General features: G+C 50.0%; 13 protein-coding genes. 1 reads left to right on the top strand and 12 read right to left on the bottom strand.

Annotation, left to right across the window (positions count from 1 at the left end; all coding sequences use genetic code 11):
• Positions 1-53: 53 nt before the first annotated feature.
• The 10 genes from AC0YNT_RS08915 to AC0YNT_RS08870 all read right to left on the bottom strand — a co-directional run bounded on the left by AC0YNT_RS08915 (position 54) and on the right by AC0YNT_RS08870 (position 12,163).
• Positions 54-2,015 (bottom strand): GTP-binding protein, encoded by a 1,962-nt coding sequence (locus AC0YNT_RS08915; RefSeq protein WP_475804245.1) that lies wholly within the window; start codon positions 2,013-2,015, stop codon positions 54-56.
• 38 nt (positions 2,016-2,053) lie between these two features.
• Positions 2,054-3,349 carry an MFS transporter gene (locus tag AC0YNT_RS08910; RefSeq protein ID WP_475804244.1) on the bottom strand — a complete coding sequence of 432 codons (1,296 nt, stop codon included), beginning with the start codon at positions 3,347-3,349 and terminating at the stop codon, positions 2,054-2,056.
• A 385-nt stretch (positions 3,350-3,734) separates the two neighbouring features.
• Entirely contained in the window at positions 3,735-5,030 is a 1,296-nt protein-coding gene (locus AC0YNT_RS08905) for an amidohydrolase family protein (RefSeq protein ID WP_475804243.1), read from the bottom strand.
• 14 nt (positions 5,031-5,044) lie between these two features.
• Positions 5,045-5,740, bottom strand: a complete 696-nt coding sequence (locus AC0YNT_RS08900) for an NAD(P)H-dependent oxidoreductase (RefSeq protein WP_475804242.1) — start codon at positions 5,738-5,740, stop codon at positions 5,045-5,047.
• 81 nt (positions 5,741-5,821) lie between these two features.
• Positions 5,822-6,820 carry an ABC transporter substrate-binding protein gene (locus AC0YNT_RS08895; protein ID WP_475804241.1) on the bottom strand — a complete coding sequence of 333 codons (999 nt, stop codon included), beginning with the start codon at positions 6,818-6,820 and terminating at the stop codon, positions 5,822-5,824.
• 96 nt (positions 6,821-6,916) lie between these two features.
• Positions 6,917-8,251 carry an amidohydrolase family protein gene (locus AC0YNT_RS08890; protein ID WP_475804240.1) on the bottom strand — a complete coding sequence of 445 codons (1,335 nt, stop codon included), beginning with the start codon at positions 8,249-8,251 and terminating at the stop codon, positions 6,917-6,919.
• A gap of 33 nt (positions 8,252-8,284) precedes the next feature.
• Positions 8,285-9,160 carry an ABC transporter permease gene (locus tag AC0YNT_RS08885; protein ID WP_475804239.1) on the bottom strand — a complete coding sequence of 292 codons (876 nt, stop codon included), beginning with the start codon at positions 9,158-9,160 and terminating at the stop codon, positions 8,285-8,287.
• A gap of 3 nt (positions 9,161-9,163) precedes the next feature.
• The gene (locus tag AC0YNT_RS08880; protein WP_475804238.1) at positions 9,164-10,516 is read right to left on the bottom strand and encodes an FAD-binding oxidoreductase; all 1,353 of its coding nucleotides are present in this window, start codon (positions 10,514-10,516) and stop codon (positions 9,164-9,166) included.
• Between the two features lie 15 nt (positions 10,517-10,531).
• The gene (locus AC0YNT_RS08875; RefSeq protein ID WP_475804237.1) at positions 10,532-11,305 is read right to left on the bottom strand and encodes an ABC transporter ATP-binding protein; all 774 of its coding nucleotides are present in this window, start codon (positions 11,303-11,305) and stop codon (positions 10,532-10,534) included.
• Between the two features lie 51 nt (positions 11,306-11,356).
• Positions 11,357-12,163 (bottom strand): creatininase family protein, encoded by an 807-nt coding sequence (locus AC0YNT_RS08870; RefSeq protein ID WP_475804236.1) that lies wholly within the window; start codon positions 12,161-12,163, stop codon positions 11,357-11,359.
• 260 nt (positions 12,164-12,423) lie between these two features.
• On the opposite strand from AC0YNT_RS08870, the gene AC0YNT_RS08865 reads away from it, so the two are divergent.
• Positions 12,424-13,206, top strand: a complete 783-nt coding sequence (locus tag AC0YNT_RS08865; protein ID WP_475804235.1) for a DeoR/GlpR family DNA-binding transcription regulator — start codon at positions 12,424-12,426, stop codon at positions 13,204-13,206.
• A 51-nt stretch (positions 13,207-13,257) separates the two neighbouring features.
• On the opposite strand, the gene AC0YNT_RS08860 is transcribed toward AC0YNT_RS08865, so the two are convergent.
• Together AC0YNT_RS08860 and AC0YNT_RS08855 are read right to left on the bottom strand one after the other, a co-directional pair.
• A complete protein-coding gene (locus AC0YNT_RS08860) occupies positions 13,258-13,692 on the bottom strand; it encodes a nuclear transport factor 2 family protein (RefSeq protein ID WP_475804234.1) in 435 nt (144 codons plus the stop codon).
• Between the two features lie 108 nt (positions 13,693-13,800).
• A complete protein-coding gene (locus AC0YNT_RS08855) occupies positions 13,801-14,253 on the bottom strand; it encodes a helix-turn-helix domain-containing protein (RefSeq protein ID WP_475804548.1) in 453 nt (150 codons plus the stop codon).
• Between the last annotated feature and the right edge of the window lie 361 nt (positions 14,254-14,614).

Genomic DNA, 14,614 nt, shown 5'->3' with positions numbered 1-14,614 from the left:
GGAGCAGCGTGTCTGCGGTTCGTTAGGATAACATCTAATCAGAGAAGCCGTCGTTACAGCAGATGCATCTTCGCTTCCGCTTCATCCCAAGGTACCGTATAGCCGCTGCCCTTCGCACAAAAAATCGAAGATGAGCTGTACAGCGGATCAGCATCCTTTCGATAGCCCTTGCGCTCAATGACTTCTTGCTCATTGTGACAGCGGTCATAACCGGCGAAAACAAGCTGAATGCTTCCTCTGCCATGAGTATAGGCAGCAAGCTCCGTGTTGTAATCCATAAAGGTAGCGACAGGCACCTTGCCTGTAACTACCGCATGAGTAGCAGTCGTGTGCGACGGATCAAACTGCCCGGATGCTCGCTGAAGATCCGATAGTACTTTGCCCAGATGATCAAGCTCAACCTTGATTTTATACTCGTAAAATGGCTCCAGCACCACGTTCTCCGCCTTCTCAAGCCCTTGCCTTAATGCCCGGAATGTTGCCTCCCGAAAGTCGCCGCCATGTGTATGCTCGTTGTGGGCGGCACCCGTCAGAAGTGTCACTTTTATATCCGTAAGCGGCATGCCGGTAAGCAAGCCATGATGCTCGCGTTCAAATAGATGCGTTTCAACCAGATTCTGATTGCCGATGGTGAGATCATTCGGATGGCAGGCATTATGATAGGTAATTCCACTACCCCGCTCTCCCGGCTCTAGCAGCAGATGTACCTCAGCATAATGTCTCAAAGGCTCAAAGTGGCCATAACCTCTCACTGTGCTAGCAATCGTTTCTTTATACAGAATTTCAGGGCTGCCAAAGGCAACCTCAAGCTGGAACCGCTCCTTCACCAATTGCTGAAGCACCTCAAGCTGAATGAGGCCCATCACATGAATATGGATCTCCTGCAGGCTCTCCTCCCAGAGAACATTCAAGGACGGGTCCTCTGCATTCAGAATACGGAAGGCCTTCAGCACATCCTTCACATGAAGCGATTCAGGAAAAATAACCTTCGACGTAAGCGCAGGTACAAGTTCATAAGCCAGCTTGTCCGAATAAAGGCCAACGCCTTGCCCCGCCTCGGCACCGGAAAGTCCAACCACAGCAAACAGATCACCTGCTGTGACCTGGTCTACGGCCTGCGACTTGCTTCCGTTAACAAGCAGGAGCCGGGTTGCTTTTTCGAGTATCTGGTCCTCATCATTCCCATTGCTATAGCTGAGTTCATCGCGAACTTTTAGCGTACCGCTCAAGGCTTTAATATAGGTTAAACGTGTACCATTGCTGTCATGGCGGATTTTATAGACACGTCCTCCGAATGGAGCCTGCTCGTTATAATGAACAATTGTAAGCAGATGTAGCTGTTCTAACAGCTCAATGACGCCAACATCCTGCAAAGCCGAACCACTGGCGCAAGGATACAGGTGACCACTCCGGATCATCTCTTGAAGCGCCTGCAGCCAAAAGGCTTGATCTCCTGTACCCGCTAGAAAAGTGTCCAGCAATTGTTCATCCCGCTCCGCCAGACTTTCCATCAGAGCTTCCCCTACTTGGCCGCCGGCGAAGCTGCCCGTAAGCATACAAACATCCGCCGTCAAATGCATTCTAATTTCCTCAAGCACACGGTCTACGTCTGCCCCGGTCCGGTCGGTTTTGTTTATGAATATAAAGGTTGGTATGCGATTCTTTTGAAGCAGCTGCCACACTGTTTCCGTATGTCCCTGAACCCCTTCTACAGCGCTCACTACGAGAACCGCATAGTCCATCACCTGAACAGCCCGTTCCATCTCTGGTGAGAAATCGACATGCCCCGGTGTATCAATCAAATAATAAGCAGCACCCTTATACGTCATAATGGCCTGATCAGCAAATACCGTAATCCCTCTAGCCCGTTCGATATCATGGCTGTCGAGGTAAGCGTCCTTATGATCGACTCTTCCCCGCTCCCGAATACTGTTCGTATGATACAGCAGTTGTTCTGCCAGCGTCGTCTTGCCCGCATCGACATGCGCAAACATGCCAATCGTTACATGCTTCATGCGTTTCCCCTTGGTCTGTTGAATTTGCCATTATCATATCATACCGCCTGGTCCGATTGACCACGTGCTTCTAAATTCCTCATAAACAAGGAGATAACAAATGACACGGTTAATAAAATAAAAGGCACCATACAGATCAGCACGCGGAAGGTTGTCTCCGGATGAGGTCCAGGCTCATCGCCACTCTGATAGCCGTAAATAAGACCAACAATCCAGAAAGCCAGCGCTGCAATAAGTCCGCTCGACCGCGTAATGAAACCAGCAACCGCAGTGTAAATGCCTTCTCTTCTTTGCCCGGTCCTCTCCGCGTCAAGATCAATAATACGAGCACTAAGCATAGCCGGAGTGACCAGAAAGCCCGCCATGCCAAAGCCAACAACAATACCAGCAGCAATGCCGCTGCCAAGATTACCTGCGAACCAAAGCGGAATAACGGACACCGCATATACGGCGAGCGCAAGCCGCCAGCTGTGAAGACCACCAAGCTTCCGGGAGATCAAATACCATACCGCTACCAGCGGAATAATGGAAACGAAGACAGCTCCCATCAGGATGGATACCTCTCCCTCCGAGATGTTGAGCGCATATTTGGCATAGAAGGGAAGTAAGGCTGCGAGTAGACCGTTCACCGTTTGTGCAAAAGAGCCTGCGATATTAAATATCCAGAACGGCTTATTTGTTAGTGTCTCGCGAAACGATGCAAGAAGCGGCATTGGCGCCTCCCGATGGGTGCTGTCCTTCTCCCGCACGGAGAGGGCAAACCAGGTCATGAATATACCGAAGATAAGCGAGTAGATAACCGACATCCATCCGAAGCCAATCGCTTCGTACAGAATTGGAGTCAACGCTGTTCCAATTAAGATCGCTACGATCTGGAATCCCTGCTGGACAGCGGATGCTTTCGCCCGCAGCCGGTCTCCCTCGAATAACTCTGGAAACAACGCTCCGTAGTTTACCCACAGCAGTGTTGCGATCCCTTCGAACAGAACCAAGGAAGTAAGCAGCCAGACGAATAGCTCCGTATTGCCAAGCCCCTTCGGAACGGAGAAGACCATGATGAACACGAGCATAAAGGCTGGCGTGGAGAAAAAAATCCAAGGCCGCCGCCGGCCGTAACGCGAACGGGTCCTGTCGGACAAATAGCCCGCCATCGGATTGTTGACCGCATCCCAGATCAGATAGATCGTACGTGCAATCGTGGCTAACCCAAGGCTGAGGCCCAGCTTTTCCACGTAGTAGTAATTAAAGAAGGACGCAAAAGCCTGACTTGGCACCATCATCGCAAACATGCCCAGCGCATAGGCAGTTGGTGAATTGATAAATTTCCTGCTCATCAGCTTGCAACACCCCTTGAAAAATCGACTACTTACGTCTTATGCGGCGTGTCCTTTATATATGCGGTCTGTGACTTACCCTAATCGGCAAATCATTGTTACTGATCCCCTATATTTTACAATGGATTTTATCCAGTCGATTGATGGTAGTTAAGCCTTCTTCCGTGCTTATACTGGACTTCATCCAATCTAATCCACTTTTCATGGGATCCTACGGTGTTTCTTTCAATTTCTGTTGGATAGAATCCAATCCATGCCCCCTACTTCACCTCTCTACACCTACCTGATGGATGAAATCCAACATAGCCGCGATATCAACATATAACCAAAAAGAGCTATCCCAGTCATCTAAAAGATGACATACGGGACAGCCCCTTCGTGTTGTTTACGGGATAGCGATTCTTCCATCCGCTGTGTTCAGCAGGCTTGTAACAGCGGGAGAAGTTTCCGCTATCAGTAAGCCCCTCCGGTAAACATACCTCGGTGCTTGGCGCGTTCGGATTAATTCGCCTGTATCAGCCGCATCAAACAGCAGGAATGACGCAGGCTCACCGATTCGAAGCAAGCCATTGTCGAAACCGTATGTTTTCCCTATATTCATAGCTTTGGCTCCGCCTGTTGTGATCATGCCAACGAGATCTTGCAGATCCTGTCGGCCGGACATATGAGCCAAATGGGCTGCCATATGAGCAGCATCCAGCGGATTTCCTGTTCCAAGCGGATAAAATGGTGTGCGGATATCATCATGGGCCAACGCAACGTTGATGCCAGCCCGGTGGAAATCTTGAATACGGGTAATTCCCCGCCCCTTCGGATTCGTATCATACCGCCCCTGCATGACGCTATTGATGAGCGGGCAGGCCACGATCGAAATACCGGATTGACGCACTAGACCAAGCAGCTTCTGAAAATACGACTCATTGTAATAAGCGGCAGCATTCGCATGAGCGCAAGTTACCTTCGCACCAAGACCGGTCGATAAGGCAAGTGAGGCGCATACCTCAAGAAAACGAGAAGCTTCATCATCTGTCTCGTCGCAGAAGACGTGAACAAACGCACCGTAACGCTCTGCCATGCCAAACGCTTTGCGAAGGCTTAGCACGCCATCCTCGCGGGTCCGCTCCAGATGAGGAACTGCAGAGACACCATCCGCACCAAGCCGAAGCGCCTCTTCCGTCCGGGCTTCATTATCCGGGCAAGCGACAATGCCGTCCTGCGGAAAAGCGATGACTTGGATATTCACGAGCTCCCGATAACGCTCCTTCAATTCCAACACAGCCCGCAGCGCCGTAAGCTGAGGGTCGCCGATATCGACCATTGCGCGCATGTGCAGAACGCCATAGCCGAGAAACAGCTTTAACGTACGCTCCGCTCGTGTGAGGACATCCTCACGCGTAAGCTGTTTTTTACGGGAAGTCCAGATCGATATCCCTTCCGATAACGTGCCGCTTTCATTCCATAAGGGGTCACCCGCCGTTAATGTCGTATCTAGATGAACATGGGATTCAACGAATGGAGGAATCAGCAATTTCCCTTGGGAATGAACGATTTCTTTGGAGGCGGATCCGGCCAAGCTGCCGATTGCAGCAATTATACCGCCGGTAATGCCAATGTCTGTCGTCACTCCGTTGCTGCCAGGCAGCCTTACCTGAGAAAGAAGTAAATCAAATGGTATCGTCATTGTATCCCCGCCATTCATTTTATGCCTATGGTTGCTGCTGCAAATCTTGCTACTCTAGCACTCAGCCTTCCAGCCATCCGCAGCTCACGCTCATCTGGCGATCGAGAACTATCAGGACCTGCTAAGGTAGACGGCCCATAAGGTGAACCGCCGATCGCATCGGCCGTCAAATACTCCGGATTTTGCGAATACGGCAATCCCACATACACCATTCCGAAGTGTAAGAGCGGTATGATTGAGGTTAATATCGTCGCCTCATGTCCGGTATGAATCGATCCGGCACTCGTCATAACGCCGGTTGGCTTCCCTTCTAGCTCCCCACTCGCGCACAAACTGCCCGACAAATCAAGGAATGACTTAACTTGTGCAGGCATAGAACCGTAATACGTCGGAAAGCCCCACACAATGCCGTCGGCCCAGCGCAAATCATCAGCGGTTGCCAGCGGAACGGACTGTTGAACCTCTTGGGCCGCTTCATACTTTTCCCATCTGCCTCCGACCCGGAAGGTGCTGGACAATCCACTGTCCTCAGCCCCACGCCTGCGTTCCGGATGATCTAGCAGCGCCGTAATGTTATCCGGATGGAGAAAATCAGGAATGCGCACCAGCTTTGCCACATGCCCCTCGCTGACTGCCCCTTCTGCAGCAGCCTCCGCCATCTTGTGAATATGTCCGTACGCGCTGAAATAGATGACCAGTACGTTTGCCATTCCTATCTCCCCTTGATAAAGCGAGAGCCGCGCATACCAGCATGCGGCGGCTCAGCCTTAAGTCCACTCTATTTTTAACAATTACTTGCCTGGCAAGAACTCATTCGTAAAGACATCATCGATTGGCTCTGCATCCTTCAGCAGTCCCATGTCAATCAGCTGATCCTGCAGACCGGACCAAATGTCTTTGCTCATATAGCCAACGCCGTTCGCTTCAGCGTCACCGCCATAGACAAGCGGCTCTTGGGCTTTGGCGCCAAAGGCCATCGCTTCCAGCTTCAGATCAGGATTCTTCTCTTGCATCACTTTATTGATTTCTTCGGAATTGGTTTTGTAATAGTCCCAGCCCTTAATGGAGGCTTCTACATAAGCCTTTACCACATCCGGATGTTTCTTCATGTAGTCCTCAGTCGTGTAAAGGATATTGCCATATTGCTTATAGCCGAGGTCGTAGTTGAGGAAATAATCCACATCTACCCCTTCCTGCTGCATCGAGAATGGCTCCGAAGTGACATAGATTTGCGTCGCTGCCGTTGGATCTGCCACGAAGTTAGCAAGCGAACCGGTGTATTTCATTTCAGTCACTTTGTCGAGGCTGTAAGCTTTCTTCAGATATTCCCAGAACACGACACCGCTGCCGACAAAGATTTTGTTGCCGTTAAGCTCCGTTATATCTTTGTATTGCCCCTTGTGGAACATGATGCCTTGCGGATTCTTCTGGAAGGTTGCCGCAATTGCTACAAGCGGGATGCCATTCTGACGTGCCAGCAAAATCTCATCCGCCTGCCCCATGCCAAACTCCGCCTTGCCTCCGGCGACAATCTGGGTGGAAGAGATGCCTGGTCCGCCGGATTGGATCGTCATATCCAGTCCTGCTTCTTCATAGAAGCCTTTGGAGAGTGCTGCATATTGTCCGCCATGCTCAGGCTCCGCGAACCAGTTGGTCACCTGACTAACCTTTGTGAGTTCCTTTGAATCCCCAGACGAATTATTGCTGCCGCAGGCAGTCAGACTGAGGGTTACGGCCAGAAGCGCGGTGAGTCCACCTATCTTTTTCTTTGCTCCAGTTGTTGTCAGCATGTTTCTCTTCCTCCCTTATCCTCTAAGTAATCTAATCTATATGTGCATCCCTCTTGCTGGGAAAGACACCTTGGAACACGCTAAGTATGGTTAAATCTAGATCGGGGATATGGCTGTTCCATAGGCATGGTTCTCCATCCCGAATCGGCTTAGCTTTGAGGCAAACGTCCACTTCGATTTGTTATAAATCCATCGCGTTGACGGCAGCTCCTGGAACAGCTCTTCTTCAGAGCGGGCATCCATAATGACAAAGCTTGCCGGGTTGCCGGCTGCTATTCCGTAATTCTGCACCCCTGTTATTGCAGCAGGAATAGAAGTCAGCATTCGCAGCACGGAGACGATGTCCTCCTCTTTGGCCAGATGAGCAGCGTAAGCGGTCATTAGGCCAATCTGCAGCAAATCCCCTTTGCCAAACGGATGGAATGGATCTTGGATATTGTCCGAAGCAGCAGCGACAGCAACACCGGCTTCCGCCAGTTCACGTACGCGAGTCACACCACGCCGGACATTCCCGCGATCTCCGCGGCCCTGTAAATACAGGTTCACAGCCGGCAGGGTGACTGCTGCAACGCCGGCTTCGGCCATTTTCCCAATCAGCCGTTCTGCCTCATGATGCTCCATGGCCGATAGGGAGCAGAGATGTCCAGCTGTCGCTCGACCTCCATACCCGCCTGCTTTCACGTAATCACAGTAGATATCAATCGTCTTCGTCGATGGATCATCCGATTCATCCGAATGAAGATCAATTGGCTTATCAAATTTCTGAGCAAGCTTGAACGCCCAAGCGATATTGGTCTCCGGATTAGGAGACAGATGCGGCGAGCCGCCTACCCCGTCAATCCCCATACGAAGCGCTTCGGAAGAAAAGTCGGTCAGCTCACGCTCGTATGCGGGATCATAAAAGAACATCGGGAAATATTGAATATCAATCGTTCCGCTGACGATCTCCTTTGCTTCAAGTGCCGCCTCTATCGTTCGCATCGCCATAGCGCGTCCGAGATGTACCGGTACATCAAGATGGCTGCGAAGCATAGCCGATCCGTAAGAAGCCGAGCTTAATGCTGCTTTCACGATGCGGTCACGAATGACTTCCTTCGTAAAGGTTGGCGCAACAGAGCGGTAGTTCTCGATTGCCTCTAGGAGCGTTCCGGATCGGTTGCGGACCCAGGGAAGCGAGTACGCTTTATCCAGATGCATATGGGCATCTACGAAGCCCGGCAGCATTACTTTGCCATCAAGGTCAATAAGAGCGGTCGTCCGCAGCTCGTCGAACTCGAGCGATTGAATCGGTACATGCTCGGAAGAGACAATAATACCTTCCTGCCGCTCAATCGCCGTCCAGCGGCCGTCGTTCACCGTCACCGTGTACAGCACTTCGCTTTCTTGCAGCGGAAGCTTCACATTAATGGCTTCCAAATGGAGTGATTGCAATCGACATCTCTCCTTTCTCTTTGACCGGAATATTTAGCCCTCGGAGGAATTCATCTCGGATTCATGCCAAGAGCTGAGCATCCATTTGGCGAAGGCATTAACGAGCAGGAAGAACAAGATGCCAAGCAGGGATGCAGATAAGCCGCAAGCGAACAAATAAGCCGTTTGCAGTCGAGAAGAAGCAACCGTAATGGCATAGCCTAGTCCACCTTTTCCTCCACCGATGCCGGCAATATACTCACCAACAATTGCGCCGATAACAGCGAGCGTACAAGAGATTTTCAGCCCCGCCACAATGTAAGGAAGAGCAGCTGGAATACGTAGTCGGAGCATGGATTGAAGAGGGGAAGCATTGTAAAGATAGAAGAGGTTCTTCATGTTGTGGTCGGTCGAGTTAAGACCAATTAACGTGTTGGACAGCATCGGGAAAAACCCGATTAGGAAAGCAATAATGATAATAGCGTTCATGCCTGCACCAAACCAAATGACGATAATAGGTGCAATCGCGACAATTGGAATGGTCTGCATGATAATGGCGTAAGGATAGACGCTCCGCTCAATAAGCTTCGAGCTGGCGAGCAGAATGGCGAAGCCAACGCCAAGCACAATGCTGAGAAGAAATCCGAGCACCGCTTCCGTAATGGTGGTGTAGACGGACACCCACAAATTCGAAGCATTCTCCGATGCAGCCATCACAATATCTGAAGGCTTAGGCAGCAAATAAGGCTTAAGGCCGGATAAACGGCAGAACAGCTCCCAGCCTCCGATGAATAAGATAAAGGCCACACCCGGAGGTCCGATTCTCTTCCACATTTTGTGAAGCCATGACACTCCCAGCTTTGTTGATTTACCAGGGGCAGCTGATGTTCCAAAGGATAATTCCGGTTTCGTAAATACCTCTTCTCGCATCGTTTATCCCTCCTGATTCATAGCGGTACTGACCGGCGTTTGCAGCTTGCCTGGATTAAGTAGTCCACGGGGATCATTATCCCGCTTGGCTTCGTGCATCACATGCCATTCTCCCCGGCCTCCCATTTCCAGAACCCAGGTATGAGGATCGTTAACACGAACACCAATGGAGTTAAAATAAGCAATAATCTCATAGAGCCGCTCATGGGTGGTGTAACGGATAACCGGCAAAGCAGCCGGTACAACAACACCTGCCGAACGCATAAACTCCAGATGCATGAGTACTTCATCGCTAAACTTCTCTTTAATAGAATGAATCTGCTCCAGGAACCGGTCCTTATCAAAGCCGGCTTGCAGATAGGTTACAGTCGGATCCGTCTTTAGTGCCCACAGCGTCGTATGATTCCATGTAAAATCGGACAGCCCGATTACTTTTCGGTATTGCTCGGGGGCAATCGTGTACCCGATTCGGCCACCAGCCTCACTAGCATGTTCCGCTAGCTGCGCCTCACTACCCTCTGCCGTCTCCAGCAGGCAAGCACTGCTGCCCGCTTCAAGTTTTGCAGCAATGGGCTTGAAGAAGGATGGAATCGGCCATTCCACTGGAGCGACCAGCCGCTTGCGGATGGAGTCATCTACCGCAACAGCATGAGAGAAACGCGCGGCGGATCCAAAATCATCGAATTGTACAACAGTCTGCGTCCATTCGACCTTGGGAGCAATTGGGATTACCACTTCAACCAGTACTCCCGTCGTTCCGTAATTGTGGATGTAGGCCTTCAGTTCATCACCCTTGACGGTCAGCCTGCGTGGTGTCTCTTCCAGCGTGAGGACAACCGCTTCAAGAACATTGCCGTCCCACAGGTTGCCCCAATGGATGGAGCCAATTCCGCCTGACCCGCCGCATACGAAACCGCCAACTGTTGCTTTCATATAAGTACTTGGATAAATTCTTAGCTCTTTCTCCTGTGTACGCAGCAGCTTCTCGAGCGCTCCCAGCCGAACCCCCGCCTGTACGCGGGCATACGTATCGGTCACTTCGAGCACCCGATCCAGCTTACTTAGATCAAGAACGATGCCGCCTTCGAGCGGTACCGCTTGCCCATAGTTGCCAGTACCTGCACCTCGGGTTGTTACGGGAACCCGTCGTTTCCAGGCAGAAGCAAGCACCTGAGCTGCTTCGTCCACTGTATGTGGTATAGCAATAGCCTCCGCACGTTTATCTTGAAGCAGCGGCACCAGTACAGGGGAATACCAATAATAATCCTTCGATAGTTTATCTACCTGCTCGGGATTTGACAGCAGCCTCTCTTCCCCAACTGCAGCCTGCATCTCAACCATCCAATCCTTCATCATGCCTCTTCCTCCTCTCTAATGCTTAAGGGCCAACGATACGGAACGGACGATCTGCCCAAATTCCGGGGTTGTACGGAATGTTTCATCACGGGGGAAAGGTACCGGTACATCAATCAGCTCGGAGATCTTGCCCGGCCGAGGTGTCATGACGGCGATACGAGTAGATAGAAATACAGCTTCAAATACGTTATGAGTAACGAACAGCACCGTCATTTCAGGATCTTGACGCCACAGTTCAAGAAGTTCAATTTGCAGGGTCTGGCGGGTAATCTCATCCAGCGCACCAAATGGTTCATCCATCAGTAATAGCTTTGGCCTCGCGACAAGGGCACGTGCGATAGAAGCACGCATTTTCATCCCCCCGGACAACTCACGCGGCATTGACCGCATGTAGTCCTTCAGTCCAACCATCTCGAGCACTCGTTCCGCTTCCCGCTGACGTTCCTTGCGTGGTACTCCACGCAGCGCAAGTGGCAGCGTCACATTATCAATGACCGAGTTCCAAGGAAGCAGCGTATGATCCTGGAAAACGAATGCCGTATCGGATTGCTTACGAGCGTCGCTCGCTGTTGTTCCCATCACCTGCAGCGTTCCGCTGCTTGGATTGGACAAGCCTGTTATCATCTTGAAGATCGTGGACTTCCCGCAGCCCGAAGGTCCAACAAAGCAGAGAAATTCTCCCTCATGGATGGTCAGGTCGACCTCCTTCACCGCAACCGTTCCGTTCGGGTACACCTTGGACAACCTTTCCATTTTCACCCATTCTTTAGCCTGCGTGATCGTTGCCATCGTTAGTCCCTCCTAAAAAGAATTGCCACTATTGCGGCTTAAAGCAATCACCTATCCGTTCTTCAATGATTCCATCTCGAACTTTGCAATACCCAACAGCGCTTCTGCCAATAACGGTCCTGCTTTCTTCAGCATCGCCTCACCTCTCTCAGCTGTTGCTTTAGTTGCATCCCCTGCTATCCCGCTGCGGGAGATGTCATCCATAACCCAAGCGAAGGAGCGCGATCTGAAGGAGAACGAACGGGAATCTGGAAACCGCGGCATTTCTCGCGGAGCGAGCTCTGCATCTACCCAATCAGGGCACATGGCCATAACAAGTGACGTCTCCACATCTCCGGCATGGATGCCGCAGGCTTTTTCCTCATCATCTATGAACAAATCACTGTAGCCGACCGCTCCGGGATCAAGTCTATACACCTCAAGTCCCGTCGCAATTCGAATCTCACGAGCCATCATGCCAAGCAAATCTGCATTGCCGCCATGCGTATTAAATAACAACAGCTTCCGGAATCCACTTCTCGCTAGAGAGGCCGCAATATCCTCCAGCACAGCCATCAGCGTCTTAGCTGAAAGGGTAATCGTGCCCGGATGACCAATATGCTCGGTGCTCTTCCCGTAACTTACAGATGGCAGCAGCCAGATCGGTGAATCCTCAGGCAAATGTTCAAACGCCTCTGCCAGCATCGCCTCTCCAATCAGCGTATCTGTGAAGACCGGCATATGAGGACCATGCTGTTCCACTGCACCAACCGGAAGAATGAGTAATACATCGTCTTTGGGCATTGCAGCAACCTCTTTGGTCGTTAAGCGCGGTAAGAAATGGCGGTCAAATGCAGTTCCTTGATAACGAAAGAACATGTTGTTCACTCCTCACAAATTTTATGTCAATATACCTAACATAATTGCAACGTAGATGACTCGATTTTAGAAGTTTTAATGAAATAGTGGCAAATTATCTGAATATTAAGTAAACTAAAATCACATCTAAGTCACATAAAACTACCTCATATCTACCTTATATCACAGAAACGAAAGAAAGTATACAGAATTTTCACACAATTGAACACCGATGTAACATTGTATGTAATATTATTAGTGCCCGGTAGGAGGAGGAGATTATGTTGTTAATAGGAACACGCCGCCACGAAATTATGATGCTATTGGACTCAAAACCTCAGTTAACCATTCTCGAGCTCGCTGAACAATTTAACGTCTCCAAGATGACGATCCGACGTGATCTGGACCTCTTACAGTCGGAAGGGAAAATCCAGAGGTTCCATGGCGGTGCCGTCAAAGTAAAACGATTCATGGGTTCGAAATACGAGCAGCGCGCAAATGAACACAAATTAGAGAAAACAGCGATTGCCAAGGAAGCGATCAAGCATATCCAAGACGGTATGAGCATCATCCTCGATGCTGGCACAACAGTAGCTGCGATGGTGGATGAACTAGAATCGTTTAGGGGACTCAAAATCATTACCCGCGACCTGCACACCGCACTAATGTTATCTAATGAGGAGCGGTTCGGAAGCTTTGATGTCTATTGCACAGGGGGCAGAGTGAGTAAGTGGGCTTACAGCCTCGATGGCATTTATACGGAGAAAATGATCAATTCCCTTACGGTAGATGTGGCATTCCTCACTTGTGAAGCCGTCTCACTTACAAAAGGAGCGATGGCTTGGTCCCCGCATTTGGTCGGTGCCAGACAGACGACCATGGATGCTGCGGGGAAAACGGTACTATTAGCAGATTCAACTAAATTCAGCTATAACTCACTTGCCATCTTTGCTGGAATTGATGCGTTCGATGAAATTATTACGGACAGTCGCCTTGGTGCCTATGAAGCAACGGCGTATCTTCAGGCTGAGATTCCGTTAACGATCGTCTATAGCATGGAGTGACATGGAATAAAAAAATAACCGCAGGCACCCCTGCGGTTATTTTGGTCTATTTTATTTCAACCGTTCCGGTACAGATTTCAGCTGATCTCCCCATACGTTCCAGAAGAATTGGTCAGCAGCATGCTGATCAGCCGCGAAATTCTGAGCTTGCTTTATACGTCCATCCTCTATCTGATAGACAAGCACCCAATTCATATCAACCTTATGTTCGCCATATTCTCCCCAGCCGCGATGTACGTCAACAACGTGGTTCTCGCTCGCCGACAGCGAGATAAGCTCCGCTTTAAAGTTAGCCTGTGCGATCGTTGCGAAATAGTTGATAATCTCCTCCGCACCTTTTTTCACACCTGCTAATGGATGATGGCCCGGAATGATCCAAGTTACATCCTCCGCTAATATCTCCCGCTTCATCGTCTCCAGATCTCCGCTGCCGTAACATTCGAAGAACCGCTGTACAAGCTGGATATTCTCATCATTATGAGCCATAAAAATACCTCCTGATCATTCCTAACGAATAGTCTGAAATGGATAGCACCCTTCTATATACGCTCACCAAGATGACATCATTACTATAAATTTTGTACAATCTCTGGACTATTCTCCTTTAAATTTCTCCTTCACTATTCCCGAGCCAATCCCCGCACCAACCATAAGAACTAGAGGAGCAAAGTTCCAGAACCATGACCCGTTCAGCAGGGCAATATCCAAGCCGGCCAACTTGTTCAACGCCAGCACCACTAGCTTAATAATAAGTAGTACCACACCTAGCAGGAATAACAGGTCAAATAACACCTTTAGCCCCGGATACGCCAGCTGCTTGCTGTCATCAATCACTTTCTTGGTCAACTCTTCATCACTCCTCAACAGCTCATCTATCGTAACCGCAAAGAGATCACTAATATTAATAATAATCTCGATACTGGGATAGTTCTGATTGTTTTCCCACTTCGATACGGACTGACGGCTTACAAACAACTTCTCCGCTAGTTCATCCTGTGACCAGCCGTTTGCCTGCCTCATGCTCTTTAACTTCTCTCCAAATACCATCTTCTCCATCACCCTCCTGCAAGCAACCTCGTACCCTCATATTGCTAAATCCTATGTACGAAGTAAAGCGAGCTTTCGTTGCGAAGCCCCGCAACCGCAGGTTGCACGTCTATCGAACCCCCATTTGGCGGGGGATAGCTTTTTATTGGATCCTTTATGCTTCGTCCCAATTGTTCTATCGTGCTGAGGAACATCCTCCTCGGATTCCTATTTATCTGTTTCATTCTGCTGATTACAGCACAACTCCCCCTTTATTCATATGGTTTCTCATGGGTTTATTGGAATTCTCATGGCCCATTGTGCTCGGTTTCCTCCTTCATTTCCTGTTCGCTGCTCTCGCCCTATGGGGAAGTGCAGCAAC

Source organism: Paenibacillus sp. J22R56 (genome assembly GCF_056269375.1).
The sequence above is the reverse complement of the archived record's forward strand: the minus strand, read 5'-3'. Positions and strand labels throughout refer to the sequence as shown.